The 18,094-nt window shown below is 39.8% G+C and carries 16 protein-coding genes; 11 read left to right on the top strand and 5 right to left on the bottom strand.

Going from position 1 to position 18,094, the window contains the following annotated elements; genetic code table 11:
- The first annotated feature begins 176 nt into the window (after positions 1–176).
- From AACQ83_RS19515 to AACQ83_RS19545, 7 genes are all read left to right on the top strand, one after another.
- Positions 177–1,262, top strand: a complete 1,086-nt coding sequence (locus AACQ83_RS19515; protein WP_112879289.1) for an inositol-3-phosphate synthase — start codon at positions 177–179, stop codon at positions 1,260–1,262.
- Positions 1,263–1,336: 74 nt separating this feature from the next.
- Positions 1,337–1,525 carry a carbamoyltransferase N-terminal domain-containing protein gene (locus AACQ83_RS19520; protein ID WP_445260532.1) on the top strand — a complete coding sequence of 63 codons (189 nt, stop codon included), beginning with the start codon at positions 1,337–1,339 and terminating at the stop codon, positions 1,523–1,525.
- A 56-nt stretch (positions 1,526–1,581) separates the two neighbouring features.
- Positions 1,582–3,093 carry a carbamoyltransferase C-terminal domain-containing protein gene (locus tag AACQ83_RS19525; protein ID WP_112879286.1) on the top strand — a complete coding sequence of 504 codons (1,512 nt, stop codon included), beginning with the start codon at positions 1,582–1,584 and terminating at the stop codon, positions 3,091–3,093.
- Between the two features lie 6 nt (positions 3,094–3,099).
- Entirely contained in the window at positions 3,100–3,885 is a 786-nt protein-coding gene (locus tag AACQ83_RS19530; protein ID WP_112879285.1) for an inositol monophosphatase family protein, read from the top strand.
- Between the two features lie 11 nt (positions 3,886–3,896).
- Positions 3,897–4,760: a glycosyltransferase gene (locus AACQ83_RS19535; protein WP_112879284.1), complete on the top strand. Its 864-nt coding sequence runs from the start codon at positions 3,897–3,899 to the stop codon at positions 4,758–4,760.
- Positions 4,757–6,103, top strand: a complete 1,347-nt coding sequence (locus AACQ83_RS19540) for an MATE family efflux transporter (protein WP_112879283.1) — start codon at positions 4,757–4,759, stop codon at positions 6,101–6,103. The genes AACQ83_RS19535 and AACQ83_RS19540 overlap by 4 nt, the downstream gene beginning before the upstream one ends.
- 1,671 nt (positions 6,104–7,774) lie before the next feature.
- Entirely contained in the window at positions 7,775–8,092 is a 318-nt protein-coding gene (locus AACQ83_RS19545; RefSeq protein WP_112879281.1) for a hypothetical protein, read from the top strand.
- Between the two features lie 40 nt (positions 8,093–8,132).
- Here AACQ83_RS19545 and AACQ83_RS19550 read toward each other — a convergent pair whose 3' ends face one another.
- From AACQ83_RS19550 to dnaA, 5 genes are all read right to left on the bottom strand, one after another.
- Positions 8,133–8,612 carry an Hcp family type VI secretion system effector gene (locus tag AACQ83_RS19550; RefSeq protein ID WP_088372713.1) on the bottom strand — a complete coding sequence of 160 codons (480 nt, stop codon included), beginning with the start codon at positions 8,610–8,612 and terminating at the stop codon, positions 8,133–8,135.
- A gap of 141 nt (positions 8,613–8,753) precedes the next feature.
- Positions 8,754–11,168: a DNA topoisomerase (ATP-hydrolyzing) subunit B gene (gene gyrB, locus AACQ83_RS19555; protein ID WP_112879280.1), complete on the bottom strand. Its 2,415-nt coding sequence runs from the start codon at positions 11,166–11,168 to the stop codon at positions 8,754–8,756.
- 19 nt (positions 11,169–11,187) lie between these two features.
- Positions 11,188–12,279, bottom strand: a complete 1,092-nt coding sequence (gene recF / locus AACQ83_RS19560) for a DNA replication/repair protein RecF (RefSeq protein WP_112879279.1) — start codon at positions 12,277–12,279, stop codon at positions 11,188–11,190.
- A gap of 21 nt (positions 12,280–12,300) precedes the next feature.
- Positions 12,301–13,401: a DNA polymerase III subunit beta gene (dnaN, locus tag AACQ83_RS19565; protein WP_112879278.1), complete on the bottom strand. Its 1,101-nt coding sequence runs from the start codon at positions 13,399–13,401 to the stop codon at positions 12,301–12,303.
- Between the two features lie 4 nt (positions 13,402–13,405).
- Entirely contained in the window at positions 13,406–14,794 is a 1,389-nt protein-coding gene (dnaA, locus tag AACQ83_RS19570) for a chromosomal replication initiator protein DnaA (protein WP_112879277.1), read from the bottom strand.
- Between the two features lie 690 nt (positions 14,795–15,484).
- Here dnaA and rpmH point away from each other — a divergent pair.
- From rpmH to yidC, 4 genes are read left to right on the top strand one after another with little or no spacing between them, the layout of a single operon-like run.
- The gene (rpmH, locus tag AACQ83_RS19575) at positions 15,485–15,625 is read left to right on the top strand and encodes a 50S ribosomal protein L34 (protein WP_004093983.1); all 141 of its coding nucleotides are present in this window, start codon (positions 15,485–15,487) and stop codon (positions 15,623–15,625) included.
- 16 nt (positions 15,626–15,641) lie between these two features.
- On the top strand, positions 15,642–16,001 hold the full coding sequence (gene rnpA / locus AACQ83_RS19580) for a ribonuclease P protein component (RefSeq protein WP_112879276.1): 360 nt from the start codon (positions 15,642–15,644) through the stop codon (positions 15,999–16,001).
- Positions 15,965–16,225 carry a membrane protein insertion efficiency factor YidD gene (gene yidD, locus AACQ83_RS19585; protein WP_112879275.1) on the top strand — a complete coding sequence of 87 codons (261 nt, stop codon included), beginning with the start codon at positions 15,965–15,967 and terminating at the stop codon, positions 16,223–16,225. Before rnpA ends, yidD begins: the two co-directional genes overlap by 37 nt.
- A gap of 2 nt (positions 16,226–16,227) precedes the next feature.
- A complete protein-coding gene (gene yidC / locus AACQ83_RS19590) occupies positions 16,228–17,868 on the top strand; it encodes a membrane protein insertase YidC (protein WP_112879274.1) in 1,641 nt (546 codons plus the stop codon).
- The last annotated feature ends 226 nt before the right edge of the window (positions 17,869–18,094 follow it).

Below are 18,094 nucleotides of genomic sequence, written 5' to 3' on the forward strand. Positions count from 1 at the left end.
AATCTGGTATCTTTCTGTTTCGGTCAGTTGTGTATAGGCCATAGTGCATTTTCCTTTGGCGAGAAAGATGCCTACTATAGCAACTGACCGCCCTTCTGAAAAATTGCACTTATTAGTCGAATCTGCCTTAAATGATTTAATAATTTCAAAAAACACTAACAAAAAGGATTTTTAATATGATTAACGTTGCTATTGTAGGTGTTGGAAATTGCTGTTCGTCTCTTTATCAAGGGATTTATTTTCACTCAGATAGCGATCCAATAATTAATAATCTAGGTATTTCAATCAAAGATATTAATGTGAAAGCTGCATATGATGTTGATTGTAGGAAAGTTGGCTTACCAATATCAAAAGCAATTTTTGCAAAACCCAACTGTGCAAGGGTATTCTGTACCGATTTGCCAGAAGGTCCGATCGTCGAGAAAATTGAAGTTTTTGATGGTGTATCTCCGTATATGAGCAATCAACCTGAAGATCGCGGGTTTCGGGTTTCGAGTGATCAAAAACCAATTGACTTGGTTTCTGGCCTTAAAGAAAACGAAATAGATATATTGATAAACTATTTACCTGTTGGCCCTCAGAAGGCTACCGAATATCTTGCTGAATGTTGTCTGGAATCTGGTGTTTCGTTGCTTAATTGTATTCCAGTTTTCATAGCGTCTGATCCGGAGTGGGACAAGAAGTTCTACGATAAAGGCATCCCTATCATAGGTGATGATATGAAGAGTCATTTAGGTGCGTCAATATTGTCACAAGTATACCAGGAATTAGCACACTCAAGAAATCTAACTGTTGACTATCATCAGCAAATTAATATTGGTGGAAATACTGACTTTAATAATATGATGGTTCAAGAGAGATTAACATCCAAAAAAATCTCGAAAGAGAACGTTATTAGAAGTCAAAATGAAATTGCCGGAGTGTATGTTCACGAGGATTCTATTTTTGCCGGACCATCGACTTATATACCTTATTTGAAGGATAATAAGGTTGCGCATATACGCTTGGAGCTTACCGGGTTTGGAGGAAGCAAAGTCGAAATTGACACTAAATTATCGGTGCAAGATTCTGAGAACTCAGCTGGCGTTGTGATTGACGCTATACGTTATTTGAAGATTGCTAGAGACATGGGATTAAAAGGTGCCTTAAAAGGTCCTTCAGCATGGACTCAGAAAACACCCCCTGTGCAGTTAAAAATCGAAGAAGCAATTTCTGAATGTCAAAAGCTGGTTGCCTTTGAAGTACCAAAATACATGTTTTAAGTTTGAGGGGAACTATGAACAAGCCAATTTATGTTTTAGGTTCTGGGTTATCACATGACGGATCAGCGTGCTTAATGAAGAATGGTAAGATTATCGTTGGCATTGAAAAAGAAAGGCTCACGAAGATTAAGCATGATGGATTTAATGATAATGATGCTATAAGGTATTGCTTAAACGCAGCAGGAATCACTTTTAAGGATGTATACCCGTCATCTTTCAAGTTGCCTCTTTGTTGGCTGCACTCGCTCACCCCGGTCACATAGTTTGCTATGCTCCCGGGGATTCACTCCCTTGCCGTCGCGATGCATCTTGAAATCCATTGGGTATAGATCTATTTGTTGAGAAATATACGGTAAATGAAAAACACAAGCCTGATGATGTAATCAAACGTCGAGGTAGAATTATACCTGAGTACCTCCCCATTGTTAGAATTGGTCACCATATTGCGCACGCATACAGTGCAGTTGGCACTTCTCCATTTTCAGAGTCTGCCGTGATTGTATGCGATGGCATGGGAGGAAGTATTGATAGTTGCCTAGATCATGACATAAGACTAGTTCCCAGCGATATAGCAAAATTATCTAAATCGGACTATATCGACTATTTTGAAAAGGAGAGCTACTATAAATTCTTTAATAATAATGTAATACCAGTATTTAAAGATTACTCAAGATTTAATTTTAATGATCTAAATAGATATAAAATTGCGCCTTATGATATCGAACATTCCATAGGTGGGCTATATGGAGGTGCAAGTAAGTTTGTATTCGGTAACGACTTCAACGAAGGCAAATTAATGGGCTTGGCACCATATGGTAAAAGTGGAAGATTCTCGGGCGAACTATTTCTGATGAAGGATGCCAGGGTCAAGATAAACTATGACCTAATTGAGAACTTGGGCCTAAAAGATACAAACATCAAGGATAATTTCCAGTATTGTGCTGATTTAGCTAAATGGGTGCAAGAACAAACTGAAGAAGCTTTATTTTATCTGCTTAATGAATACTACAAAATGTACTCGTCAGATAACTTATGTTATGCGGGTGGATTAGCACTAAACGCGGTAGCTAATAGTAAAATAACGCAGAATACGCCATTCAAGAATGTTTATATTCAGCCAGCTGCTGGTGATAATGGCCTTGCAATAGGAGCATGTTATTACGGTTGGATGAAAGTACTTAATAAAGAAAAAGTCCTATTTAATGGAAACCCATATTTTGGCATAAAGTATGATACCTCTGAGTCTAGTCTATGCAAATACTTGGATGACAACTATGTAATAACTAAGCCGGGTAATTTGGAAGAAGTTGTCGCAAAGCATATTAGTGAGGGAAAGGTAGTCGGGTGTTTTAGAAAGGGATCTGAATTTGGACCTCGGGCTTTGGGGAACAGGAGTATATTAGCTGATCCAAGAAGAAAAGAGATGCTCGATTATATCAACATTGAAATCAAGAATCGTGAAGAATTTCGTCCATTCGCGCCTTCAATTTTAAAGGATAGGTATTCAGACTTCTTTAAGCCTGGCAATGAAGATAGCGATTATATGATCAAGGTTTCACAAGTAATACCAGAGAAATCAGAGCAAATTGGTGCGGTAGTACATGTCGATGGAACTGCTCGCGTTCAAACAGTGACTAGAGAATTAAACAGAAACTACTATAATCTTATTAATGAGTTCTACAAACTTACAGATGTCCCAATTTTGCTGAATACCTCCTTTAATGGCAAGGACACTCCCATTGTAGAAACTCCCGAAGATGCGATTAATTTCTATAGGGAAAGCAAGCTGGATTTTTTAATTATAGATAACTATCTCATTCATAGGAAGTAGAGAAGTATGCTAAAGGATGAAAGGTTTGTACATGCCAAGCAAGTTATTGCAGATGCAGGAAATATTGCACTAGAAATGTTTAACAACCTAGCTTTTATATGTGAACATAAAAAAGAAGGAGATGTGCTTACCAGTGCTGACCTGATTGTAGATGAGTATATAAAAAGCTCCATTTCAGATATATTTCCTAGTGATACGATTGTTTCTGAAGAGTCTTCCTTTCATCACTTTACAGATACAAGCGAATATATCTGGCTAATTGATCCAATTGACGGAACTCATAGCTTTTCCACAGGTGTGTTTGGATGGTGTATATCTATTGCTGCCTTTAGGAAAGGCAGCATATTATTTGGTTTAATCTACGATCCAATTCGTAAAGAATGTTTTAGTGCTTACCATGCTCAAGGAGCTTTCTTAAATTCCACAAGATTATCTGCAAGCGCCCAGCCGTTTGTAGAGCAGGAGCATAGTCCTATGCCTTACTTAGCGTTTGGTACGTCTTATCGTGATGACAAGAGGAAAATTTCAAAAGCATTAACAAGTTTACTTGAGTTTGGCTACTTGCCCTATAGAAATGGTAGCGCAGCTCTCTGTATGTCATACGTTGCTGCAAACCGTCTGCTTGCGTTCTTTGAGCTAAATTTGTATCAATGGGATGTCGCAGCGGGATATATTATATTAAAGGAGGCAGGCTTTCAGGTACATTATTCTTTTAGTGATATAAGCAGTGCTCAAGCATTAATATGTGGTAGGCATGATATTGTAAAAATGATTAAAAGTGAGATATTTTAGGCTGGCTTATTATGATTATCAGTATTATCATTCCTTGTTATAATAATACGATTCAATTACTATCGACTATAGCATCTTTAGATAATCAAATACTACCAAATAAGGTTGAATTGGAGGTGGTGATAGTTGATGACGGTTCAGACGAGCCCATAAATGTAAATAATATTAATTGCATGCATGAAATAATTGTCGTTTCTCAAAGGGATGAAGGATTTCAAGTGTCATTAGCTAGAAACCGAGGAGCAAGGATTGCCAGTGGTGAAGTTTTATTGTTCGTTGATTGTGGAATATATCTAGAAAAAAATGCTGTTTCGAGTATTATCGAACCTTCTTTGTGTGATAAATGCTGTGTGTCTCTAGGAAATATTTACGGAATCACTAACTGCGCTGACAACAAGAAAATCATTCTTAGCGATATTGAAAATTATGGAGTCGAAGGTGCATTAAAACTATATATCTCAACTTCCACTTTTCTTGATCCTAGAATCTATCATCTTTCATATCATGATATGGATATGCGGAACTTACGTGCTCCATGGGTGTATTGCTGGGGTGGGGTAATAGCTATACACAAGTCTCTCTTCGACTCTATATCTGGATTTGATGAGTCGTTCAGATCTTGGGGAGGCGAGGATATCGAGTTGGGTATTAGGCTTATGAAAGAGGGAGCAATATTTAGTTTCGTTTTTGAATCAGCTTCGATGCATATCCCTCAATCAGAAGACGTTGTCAGTAAAAAGAAATCTAACTTTAATGCCTTTGAATATATACACTCTAAGCATTTACTAGATGAAACATACCTGTTATTACAGCATGAATATTGGGGGATTGAAGAGGTACTTCGTCAAAGATCAGTTTTGAGGCGGACTCAATGACGTCTCGCGTAACCACTGATACTTATCGAATAATTAAGCTTGCGTTGCCGATTATGGCTCAGTCGATATTGTTTACTGCGATGTCAATTATCGACACAATAATGATTGGGTATATAGGCACAGAAGAGCTAGCTGGAATGGGACTGGCAACTAGTATTGTGTTAGTTTTTTTGAGTGTAGTCTACTCTTTCTCAAATTCAGTATCAGTTATAGTTGCTCAAAATAAGCACTTGCCAAACACTCTAAAATTGATTGTGACTAATGGGCTTGTACTTAGTCTTACTTTATCATTTTTCATTTTTTCTATTGTTAAGCTGTTTAACGAAGAAGTTATTTTGTTTTTTTGGAGAGAGGAGGATTACACCTCTAAAGCAATAGACTACCTTGATGTCATTTCATATACAATTTTGGCGTCTGCCATCATTCAAGTCTATATAGGTCTTCTCAATGCGCTCGGTAACACATTGTTAGCGTTTCTGATATCTGCAAGTGGTGTTGTTTCCAATATCTTTTTCAGCTATTTTTTGGTTTTTGGCATAGCTGATGTGGATGGACTTGGATTTATTGGAGCTGCATTGGGCTCAATTCTTTCAAAGTTAGTAGAAATAGGGCTAATCATATTCTTTCTATTAAAAAAGTACAATGGATTGTACCTTGACTTTTACAAGTTTAATTATAAGTGCAAATCCTCTAGAGAGTTGCTGAATATAGGAGGTGCGCAAGCTATAAATGCTTTACTGTGGGCGGCGAGTGTGAACCTATACACTTTAATAATTGCTTTTCAAGGCAAAGATTTAGTGGCTTCAGCAGCAGTGATCTCCTCAATTACTAACCTAGCCCATATTTCTTATTGGGGGATTGCAATTGCTGCAGGGATCGTGATAAGTGAAGCGTTAGGCAAAAAGGAGTATGAAAGAGCCACGGCTATATCACGTTTGTGTATAGCATTAGGTTTGGCATTCGCTTTACTACTCGCAGTCCTACTCTATCTGCTAAATGGGTTTATTTTATCCTTTTATCCTGGGTTATCACAAAGGTCTATTGACTTTATTCAGGGCGCTTATTTTATTGTATTATTTACTATTGTTATCAGGTCACTTTCAACGATAAATATCGTCGGCGCTCTCAGGAGTGGGGGAGACAATCGCTTTATCATCATTATGGATGTGGTAGCAGCATGGTTTTTTGGTATACCCCTTTGCTACATAATACTTTTCTATACAGATTTACCTTTGTTTTTGGCTTTCATTGCGCCAATGGTGGAAGACATGGTAAAAGCGGTCCTTTCAACCTTTCGAGTGATTGGAGAAAAATGGCAGAGAACTATTAGCGTGTCTGATTAATTATGATGTCCTCCCTAAGATTCGATCAAGTATCAACTTGAGATCTGGACCGCCTCACTTACTGCTTGCATCCGAGGTTTATTTATAACAATCAAATCCCTATAGGTAATAATAGGGTTATTGTTTACCAACAGAAAAAAGCCTCTGTACGTTGAAAATACAGAGGCTTATTTTTACTACAAATTTATCTTCCAAAATAGTTCATAATTTACTCTTGTCAACACATTTTTTCATAAACCACAATTCTGGTCATTTATTAGTACCCGAATATAGCTAATCTTCGCCATATATATCCCTGCTTAGTACCAATACGAAACTATTATTTCGTAAATTTCACGGATTAGTGAGTTTTGAAAAACCTTTCTTTATTGGTTTATCTTTGTTATTTTTCATAAATTATATTTATGGTTTTTCTGTCTAAATGTATAGTGAATCGTTTTTATGGAGACAGCGGTTGATGGTGTTACTCTTTGGAGTATTTATAAGATAACAGAAGAAGAGAAATAATATGGGACAGGAGTTAATTATATCTACTCAATCATCTGATATGGATTTTTTATTATATTTTTTATTTATGATAATTTTTTCTATGTTTTTTTTATTTATTAAAAAATACACAGAAAGTAAAAAGAGTATTTTTCTATTTATAATTAATCTTTTGTTTTTGTTTTCTTTTTGCACAGATCAATTAATTATATCTAAATTTAGTTATTCCTTGATTCCACCATTTAGATTTTTGAATTTAAATGATGAGGTAATAAGAGTAAGTGCGGTGATATTTTCAATTTTAATCATGATAATGTTCCCAAGGAAGTTTAAATGTTGACGATAAATTACTGGTGAAAAAGAATAATGGATTATACCGAAATTATTATTTCTACTAAATCATCATGGTTGGATATATTATACTATTATGTTTTATCTCTTGTTATATTGTTTTTTATATTTATTTTTAAGATAAGAATAAATATAAAAATAACAATATTATAGTTATTTTTGGTGTTATCTTGGTTATTTTATTATCTAGTGCCCAATTAATTCTAACAGGATATGAGTACGATATGCCCAATTTTTATTAATTTTAAAAGCGAAAGTATAAAGGTTGGTGGTTTTATATTTTCATTATTGTATATTATTTTAATGCTAATAAGATATTCTAGATGATTTTTTCAAAGATATAAAATTTAGTTACTGAACTAATTGTTGATAACGCTACAGTTCTGAGTATTTATCAGCTAGAAAAGGAAAAATAATGATGGATTATATTGATGTTACAATTTCCACTCAATCTACTTGGCAGGATGTTTTTCTGTACTATTCTTTATCATTGATTATTTTGCTTTTTCTTTTTTTTATAAAATTTTTCATAGAAAAAAAAGAAGTTATATACTCTCTGTTTTTGGTTTCTTTATAATAGTAATTTTTTGTTCAATTCAATTATTTATTGTTAAATATGATGGATATCATGAAGTTATATCAATGTTTATTAATTTAAATAGTGAGGTAATTAGAGTGGGTAGTGTGATGTTTTCTATTTTATATGCTTGCATGTTACCAAGAAAATATTGAAATTAATTTTAGATTAGATGTTTGTGAAATGAATTTATTAATGAATAGGATAAGATTATAATATGCTATGTTAAGTATTTGTTGATTAATATAGGAAAGAATATGGATTATATTGATGTGATAATTTCTACTAAGTCTACTTGGTGGGATATTTCTCTTTATTACATTATTTCTTTAATTGTTTTTATCTCATTTTATTTTATAAAAAAGATTGTGGATAAAAGATGTAATTATATTTTATCTGTTTTTATTTCTATTTTAATAATTATATTTGGTTATATTCAACTATTTGTTGTTGGCCTTAATGAGCACCATGATTTTATATCGAAATTCATTAATTTAAATAGTGAAGAGATTAAAATAGGAAGTATGATATTCTCTGTTTTATATGCTTTGGTTCTACCGAAAAAAGTTCAATAATGAAATAAGGTGTTAAATTAAAACGCCTTGTTTTGATTATTTAATAAATCCTGTCATCCCAAATACTATAACCGCCAGTACCTGCGATAAGGTGATTCCAGGTAATGTTTGTATATTTTAACGAAATACTTTCCTGTGGTGGAAGCTCATTATGATTCAATGAATGTGGATGTAAGACACTTATTTCAGTGATTGTGGCGCCAGTGATCTTTATATTGTAATAACGTTCTTGAGCACCATTTGAGTTAGTTCGGTAAAAATCAATAGAGCATTCAAGAGACTCATTATCAGAAATAGCCACACCGAGTAATGGTGATGATTTGTCGATAGGTTTTTGGATAATAATGGGTTGATGATCGACATTTTGAGCCCGTGTTATCGCATGGCTTAAGCTATAAACTAATATCTGATCAAGATGGTTTGCTTGATATTTATTACCAATAGAATCAACAGAAGAACATCCAGCCGATATTAATCCCTGTTTTTTCCCCTTTATTGTCATGTAAATCATGTCAGCCATATTTATATCCTTAGATTATATTTAAGTGATGTTTTACAGAAACATTAAATAAATTACACTTTATCTATTGGAAATAACAGATAAAAAAAGCGCCCATAGAGAATCAATATGAGCGCTTATTTCAGTTGATAATAATATCAATTAGATATCAATATTGGCTGCTTTCAGGGCATTCTCTTCAATAAATGCTCGACGAGGTTCAACAGCATCACCCATCAGAGTTGTAAACAGTTGGTCAGTTGCAATGGCATCTTTTACTGTTACACGCATCATGCGGCGGGTTTCTGGGTTCATGGTAGTTTCCCATAACTGTTCAGGGTTCATTTCTCCCAAGCCTTTATAACGCTGTATAGACAACCCACGGCGAGACTCTTTAGTCAACCAGTTTAGCGCTTGTTCAAAGCTGCTAACCGATTGGCGTCGTTCACCACGTTCGATATAAGCGCTTTCTTCGATCAAGTTGCGAAGTTTGTCGCCTAGCTGAGTGATACGGTGATATTCGCCACCGTGGACAAAATCGAAGTCCAACAGATAATCAGTATCAACACCATGTGTACGAACACACAGAACCGGTTCGTACATTTGGCGCTCACGATTTTCATGGAGGCGATAACTGTAGCTGCTGCCGTTTTGTTCACTGTCATTCAGACGGGTGACTAGCATTTCAATCCATTCTTCAACTTTCGTCTTATCAGACAATACTTCTTCGGTCAGTTTCGGATGATAAATTAGGCTATTTAATAAACTTAGCGGATACAGACGTTCCATGCGTTTAATGATTTTTTGAACACCATTAAATTCGGTCACCAATTTTTCCAGCGGTTCGCCTCTCAGGGCTGGCGTGTGCTCATTGGTGTAAAGTGAAGCGCCATCTAGTGCAATGGATAGTTGGTACTCATCCATTGCTTCATCATCTTTAATATATTGTTCTTGTTTGCCTTTTTTGACTTTATACAACGGTGGTTGAGCAATAAATACATGACCACGTTCAATGATTTCTGGCATTTGACGATAGAAGAAAGTCAGCAATAGGGTACGAATATGAGAACCATCGACGTCCGCATCCGTCATGATGATAATGCTGTGGTAACGCAGCTTATCTGGGTTATATTCGTCACGGCCAATTCCACAGCCCAATGCAGTGATCAGGGTTGCGACTTCTTGAGAAGAGAGCATTTTATCGAAACGTGCTTTTTCGACATTCAGGATTTTGCCTTTTAGCGGCAAAATTGCCTGATTTTTGCGGTTACGGCCCTGTTTTGCCGAACCGCCCGCAGAGTCCCCTTCCACTAAGTAGAGTTCAGAAAGTGCGGGATCACGTTCCTGACAATCAGCCAGTTTGCCTGGCAGTCCAGCCAGATCAAGAGCACCTTTACGACGTGTCATTTCACGTGCTTTACGGGCTGCTTCACGGGCACGGGCAGCGTCGATAATTTTACCAACGACGGTTTTAGCGTCATTTGGGTTTTCCAGCAGGTATTCCACCAGCTTCTCGTTCATCAGTGTTTCAACCGCCGTTTTCACCTCGGAAGAAACCAGTTTATCTTTGGTCTGAGAAGAGAATTTTGGATCAGGTACTTTAACAGAAATAACTGCGACCAAACCTTCACGTGCATCATCGCCGGTGGCGCTGACTTTAGATTTCTTGTTGTACCCTTCTTTATCCATGTAACTATTAAGGGTACGTGTCATCGCAGTGCGGAAGCCAACTAAGTGAGTTCCCCCATCGCGTTGTGGGATATTATTGGTAAAGCAGTAAATATTTTCCTGGAAACCATCATTCCATTGCATTGAAATTTCAACGCCGATGCCATCTTTTTCTGTAGAAAAATAGAAAACATTTGGATGAATGGGTGTTTTGTTTTTATTTAGGAACTCAACAAACGCTTTAATTCCACCTTCATAATGGAAGTGGTCTTCTATATTAGTGCGCTTATCAATAAGACGGATGGATACACCGGAATTCAGGAAGGATAGTTCACGCAGGCGTTTAGCCAGAATGTCGTGCTGGAATTCTGTGTTATTACGGAAAGTATCCATGCTCGGCCAGAAGCGGACACGGGTACCTGTTTGTTCAGTTTCTCCAACGACTTTCAGTGGGCTTTGTGGCACACCAAGGTGATAAGTCTGTTCATGAACTTTACCGTCACGGCGGATAACCAATTCCAGCTTTTCAGACAAGGCGTTAACAACAGAAACCCCTACGCCGTGCAAACCGCCGGAGACCTTATAAGAGTTATCATCGAATTTACCCCCCGCATGCAGCACCGTCATAATAACTTCGGCTGCTGAAACACCTTCTTCTTCGTGTATACCGGTAGGAATACCGCGGCCATCATCCTGTACGGAGACTGAGTTATCAGCATGGATAGTGACGATAACTTCACTACAGTGGCCTGCGAGGGCTTCGTCGATAGCGTTGTCGACAACCTCGAAGACCATGTGGTGTAAGCCGGTACCATCGTCTGTATCACCGATATACATGCCCGGACGTTTACGAACCGCATCCAGCCCTTTTAATACCTTGATACTTGAGGAGTCATATGTATTCGACATCAACGTTTCTCGCTCATTTTTAATCCTGTGGTTGAACCTCTATTTTGCCATTTTCCACGCGAAACATCTTGCTATTTCCATCAAGCATGTCTGTTATTTGGTCAGGATTTATCGCACTGACAAATACCTGAGCTTGCGTGGATTTTAGACGAGCGGCCAGCAACTGACGGCGGCCGGCATCCAGTTCGGAGGCAAAATCATCAAGCAGATACAGACATTGTTGTCCGCTCTGTCGGGTGAAATATTCACCCTGTGCTAGCCGCAGTGCGCACATCAGTAACTTTAATTGACCGCGGGATAGCATATCTTCTACTGGTGTTCCTTCTGCACGAATGCGCAGATCTGCCTTGTGTGGGCCGGAAGCTGTATAGGTTAACGTTCTGTCACGCTCAAATTGGCGCTCCAGTAATTCAGCATAATCACTCTCTTTGTCCCATCCCTGTTGAAAAGAGAAACTCAATGTAAATTCGGGTAAGAACTGCTTACAGGTATTCGTGATATCCTGAGTGATGTTTGTAACATATTCACCACGCCACTGATTTATTTGGTTAGCGAGTGGTACCAATTCCTGATCCCAAGGCCGTATCTGGCTGTAGCGGGTAACTTGTCGTAGTGCTGCATTGCGTTGTTTGAGTAGCCGTTTTAAGTTTACCCATGCAGAAAAAAAGCGTGGCTCATTGTGAAAGCACCCCCAGTCAATAAAAGCCCGTCGATACTTTGGCCCGCCATTTAACAGGGTAAACCCTTCTGGAGTAATAAGCTGCATAGGTAACATCTTGGCCAGTTCTGCAATTTTACAGCCATCACTACCATCAATTCTGACTTTACTGTCGCCATTACGGTTTTTACTCAGACCGATAGACCGTTCCCGCTCATTCTCCTGTTGTCCTAACCGCCCATGCAGAACGAACTCATCGCAGTCATGACGGATTACCCGTCCTGCTTGAATACTACGAAAAGAGCGCCCGTGACCCAGCGTATAAATCGCTTCCAGTACGCTGGTTTTGCCGCTGCCATTAGATCCAACCAGAAAGTTAAATCCGGTAGCTAGAGGCAAATCAGCGGCGGCGATATTACGAAAACCGCGGATAAGTAAACGCGTGAGAGTCATATACCTGAAATAAAAATCCGGTTACAGGCGCATTGGCATCACGACATAAGCCGCATTGTGGTTTGCACAGTCTTCTATCTGAACACTGGAAATAGCATCAGTCAGTAGTAAACGGACCTCTTCACATCTTAGTGTATTGAGAACATCTAGCACGTAACTGACATTAAAGCCTATTTCCATTTCAGCACCTTGGTAGCTGACATCTACAATCTCTTCGGCTTCTTCCTGTTCAGGGTTATTTGCTGTGATTTTTAGCTGGTTTTCACTGAAATAAAGGCGAACTCCGCGAAATTTCTCATTAGAGAGAATAGCTGCGCGTGAAAAAGCCTGTTTCAGCATATCGCAATTAGCTTCCAGAGTTTTATCCGGGTTCTTTGGTAATACGCGACGATAATCAGGAAAACGTCCATCTACCAATTTAGAGGTGAAAATAAAGTCGCCAACGTGGGCACGAATATTGTTACTGCCGATTTGTAACTGTAGCGGAGTATCGCCACCATCCAGCAATCTCATTAGTTCAATAACGCCTTTACGTGGCACGATGACCGAATGGGAAGGCAGCTTTTGACCAATTCCCATAGAACAGACTGCCAGACGGTGACCATCCGTTGCAACTGTACGCAGCTCTTCTCCTTCGGTTTCAAACAACATACCGTTGAGGTAATAGCGGACATCCTGGTGAGCCATTGAGAACTGAGTTGATTCAATAAGGCGCTTCAGTGTGGCTTGTGGCAGTGAAAACTCCACCTCACTTTGCCAGTCATCAAGATTTGGAAAATCAGAAGCGGGCAGTGTGGAAAGTGAGAAACGGCTGCGACCAGAACGCACCAATAGGCGGTCGCCATCCAGTTCTACACTGATCTCGGCCCCATCTGGCAAACCTCGCCAGATATCAAAGAATTTACGTGCCGGTACCGTGGTTGCACCTTCTTCGTGTGGCAATGAAAGCGTGACTCTTGCCATCATTTCCATTTCTAAATCTGTGCCGGTCAGCAACAGGGAACCTTCTGTAACCTGTAGTAATAAATTACCAAGAATAGGCAGAGTAGGACGCCCACTCAGCGGGCTACTGACCTGTTGCAGTGGTTTTAACAATTGCTCACGTTCAATGATAAATTTCATAGCACTAGGAAGACAATGTTCTGATTAAGTTAGAAAAATCCTCTTTGATGTCGTGACTTTCTTCACGCAGTTGCTCGATTTTACGACAAGCATGCAGCACAGTTGTGTGGTCACGTCCACCAAAGGCATCCCCGATTTCAGGCAAGCTGTGGTTGGTTAACTCTTTTGCCAGCGCCATTGCCATTTGCCTTGGACGGGCAACGGAACGGGAGCGCCGTTTGGAAAGTAAATCGGCCACCTTGATTTTATAATACTCAGCGACTGTTTTCTGAATATTATCAATGGTAACCAGTTTTTCTTGCAGTGCTAACAGATCACGTAATGCTTCACGTACAAAATCAATAGTAATCGCTCGGCCAGTAAAATTGGCATTTGCTATTACCCTGTTCAATGCCCCTTCAAGCTCACGGACATTAGAACGCAGACGTTTGGCTATAAAGAAAGCAACTTCGCCTGGTAACTGGATTTCGTTTTCGTCTGCCTTTTTCATCAAAATAGCGACACGGGTTTCGAGTTCCGGTGGTTCAATTGCAACGGTTAGCCCCCAGCCAAAACGGGATTTTAACCGATCTTCTACCCCATTGATCTCTTTTGGGTAGCGATCTGATGTCAGAATAATCTGTTGATTACCTTCCAGTAATGCATTGAATGTGTGGAAGAACTCTTCTTGAGAGCGTTCTTTATTGGCAAAAAACTGAATATCATCGATCAGTAATGCGTCGACAGAGCGGTAATAGCGTTTGAACTCTTCTATTGCATTATTTTGTAATGCCTTGACCATATCCTGAACAAAACGTTCAGAATGCATATAGACCACCTTGGCATTTGCCTTACGTGCCATAATACTGTTACCTACGGCATGTAATAGGTGGGTTTTACCCAAACCCGTACCACCATAAAGAAATAGTGGGTTATAGGCACCGCCGGGATTATCAGCTACCTGTCTTGCAGCAGCACGAGCAAGTTGGTTGGATTTACCTTCAACAAAGTTATCAAAAGTATGTTTTTGGTTAACATTAGAGCGATAAGAGAGCTCTGGTTGTACCGTAGTGTTATCCCAACTGGGGCGTACTGATGTGCTCTGTGGTGCAGGTGTAACTGGCGTATGAGCAACAACCCTTTGTGGTGGGCTATCGTTTTGGGAAACGGGTTTATTGCCAACTTCGAAACGTAATAATGGTACTTCTGCTCCACAGAAGTCATTCAACAATCCATTGATATTGTTGATATACTTCTCTCTTACCCAGTCCAGAACGAACCGATTTGGGGCATAAAGTGCCAGAGTGTTACCACTTAGCTCTGCCTGAAGGGGGCGTATCCACATACTGAATTCTGTGGCAGGTAATTCATCCTGCAATCGGGCAAGACATTGCTGCCAAAGCGAAAGTGACACGGTGGACTCCCCTAAAACAAGGCCAATTAACAATTAAAGAAATCGGAGTGGTTAGCTCATTATATTGGGTACAAAACAACGACTCCTCTAAGGCGAGGAAGGATCAATTGTTATGTGTATGGCGATTTTTAATGTCATCGCTCCCCCATGATCCGAGGATAAGATCCAAATCATGGCTTGGGATCATAGCGCAAAAGACGATATAGATCTTCATTCTTTTACACAGTTTAAGCGCTTTTTATCCACAGGATAAAATTGTGTGTGAAATAAAGGGCTGTAAAGGGGTTGTAGTGGAATTATGGAGGATGCCAAATGCAGATCGAGGATAAGCCGATATTCGAAATAAAATCGGGCCAAGGATCATAACAAAAAACGAAGATCTGCCAGTGATCGTTGCGCTTTGTTCAGTAGTCCGTATAATATTGCACCCTATGTGCGATACCAGAGTTTTTACCGATAATGTTTGGTGAAGGGTCTGGTGTACGCATGGGCCAGAGTGTTGGTAAACATCCAACTCAGTAGAAAAGCCGGCCGACTTTGTGTTATGTAAATTGACTCAGGGCTGTACATTTTATTACAATCCCGCTTCTTTTATATTGATGTTGCGATTGAGGCATCGGTGTCTATTTCTCACTGGCTGCCAACGCATTTACTGAATCAGTAATAATCTTAAGTTAGGTAGAAATCGCTATGAAACGCACTTTCCAACCATCCGTACTGAAGCGTAACCGTTCTCATGGTTTCCGCGCTCGTATGGCTACCAAAAATGGTCGTCAGGTTCTGGCTCGCCGTCGTGCAAAAGGCCGTACTCGTCTGACCGTTTCTAAGTAATAAAGCTAACCATCTAGTGGTTAAGCTCGCTTTTCCGAGGGAGTTACGCTTGTTAACTCCCAAGTATTTCACTTATGTTTTCCAGCAACCCCAACGGGCAAGTTCGCCAGAGATTACTATCCTTGGTCGCCCGAACGAGCTGGGGCATCCCCGTATCGGTCTTACTATAGCCAAGAAAAATGTTAAACGTGCTCATGAGCGTAACCGGATTAAGCGGTTAGCCCGTGAAAGCTTCCGTTTAAACCAACATAACTTGCCTCCTATGGATTTTGTGGTATTGGTTAGGAAAGGCGTTGCTGAGCTTGATAACCGTGCGTTAACGGAGGCGTTGGGTAAATTATGGCGTCGTCACTGTCGTTTGGCTCGCGTTTCCTGATCGCATTAATCCGGGGATATCAGTTGGTAATAAGCCCGCTGTTGGGGCCTCGTTGTCGCTTTAATCCTACATGCTCTCAATATGGCATTGAGGCATTATGTCGATTTGGAGTGATAAAAGGCTGTTGGTTAACGGTGAAACGCGTATTAAAATGCCACCCTTTACATGAAGGTGGTGATGATCCTGTCCCACCGGTAAAAAACAACGATAACAGAGAACACTAACGATGGATTCGCAACGTAATCTTCTTCTCATCGCTTTGCTGTTCGTTTCTTTCTTGGTCTGGCAAGCATGGGAAGCAGATAAAAATCCGCAGCCAACGACAGTACAGGCCACGCAACAAACGGATATGCCGAGCAGTGAGAATCAAGCTGTACCAGGCAGTGGAAAAGGTAAACTTATCACGGTTAAAACTGATGTGCTCTCTTTGACCATCAATACTCGTGGCGGTGATATCGAAGAGGCTGACCTGTTAGCCTATCCTGATACCTTGGGTTCAAACCAGCCATTCAAATTGTTGGAAACAACACCTGCTTTCATTTATCAAGCGCAAAGCGGATTGACGGGGAAAGATGGTCCAGATAATCCGCTGAATAGTGAGCGCCCGCTGTATACCGCAGCACAGGATAGCTATGTATTGGCTGATGGACAGGATGAATTGCGTATCCCGATGAATTTCGTCACTAAAAATGGCATTGTTTACGTCAAAACATTTGTCCTGAAACGTGGTGAATACGCGATTAGTGTGGATTACCATATTCATAACACGACAGAAAAACCGTTACAGATGACCTTCTTTGGTCAGTTGAAACAAAGTGTTGAACTACCAAAGCATCGTGATACAGGCAGCAGTAACTTTGCCCTGCATACTTATCGTGGCGCCGCCTATTCTTCAGATGATACCAAATACAAAAAATACAGCTTTAGCGATATTGAAGGTGAATCTTTATCCGTGACCACCAAAGGTGGCTGGATTGCCATGTTGCAGCAATATTTTGCTACCGCTTGGGTTCCCGCGGTGAATGAAACCAGTACCTTCTACACTGCCGCATTAGGTAAAGAGATGGCGGCGATTGGCTATAAGAGTGCACCAATCTCTGTTGCCGCTAACAGTGAAAAAACGGTCTCTTCTACACTGTGGATTGGTCCGGAAATTCAAGATGAAATGGCCGCTGTAGCACCTCATCTGGATCTGTCTGTAGACTATGGTTGGTTGTGGTTTATCTCTCAGCCATTATTTAAACTGTTGAAGTTCTTGCATGGTTTTATTGGTAACTGGGGCTTCTCCATCATTGTTATCACCTTTATTGTGCGTGGTATCATGTATCCGCTGACCAAAGCACAATACACTTCAATGGCGAAAATGCGTCTGTTACAGCCTAAATTGGCGGCTATGCGCGAGCGGATTGGTGATGATAAACAGCGTATGAGCCAGGAAATGATGGCATTGTACAAAGCAGAGAAAGTGAACCCACTGGGTGGCTGTTTGCCTCTGTTGATTCAAATGCCAATCTTCCTTGCTTTATATTACATGTTGATGGGTTCTGTTGAATTGCGTCATGCGCCATTTGCTGGCTGGATTAATGATCTGTCTGCGCAAGATCCTTATTACATCCTGCCGTTGCTGATGGGTGTGACCATGTTCATCATCCAGAAAATGTCTCCGACAACAATTACTGATCCGATGCAACAGAAGATTATGACCTATATGCCAGTCATATTTACCATATTCTTCTTATGGTTCCCATCAGGTCTGGTTTTGTACTATATCGTCAGTAATTTGGTGACAATTATTCAGCAGCAATTGATTTATCGTGGGCTGGAAAAACGCGGTTTGCATAGTCGCGAGAAAAAGCCAGCGAAATAAAACATATACCCTATGGATTTCAAGATGCATCGCGGCGGCAAGGGAGCGAATCCCCGGGAGCATAGATAACTATGTGACCGGGGTGAGTGAGTGCAGCCAACAAAGAGGCAACTTGAAAGATGGCGGGTATAGCTTCAGCCAGAATACATGCTGGCCGTTGTAACGGGAAAGGCGGTCATTGACCGCCTTAACTATTTGAGTTAAAAGCAATTTGAGCGAAAAAGTC

The organism is Photorhabdus sp. S10-54, assembly GCF_963878145.1.
GTDB classification, from domain to species: Bacteria; Pseudomonadota; Gammaproteobacteria; order Enterobacterales; family Enterobacteriaceae; genus Photorhabdus; species Photorhabdus kayaii.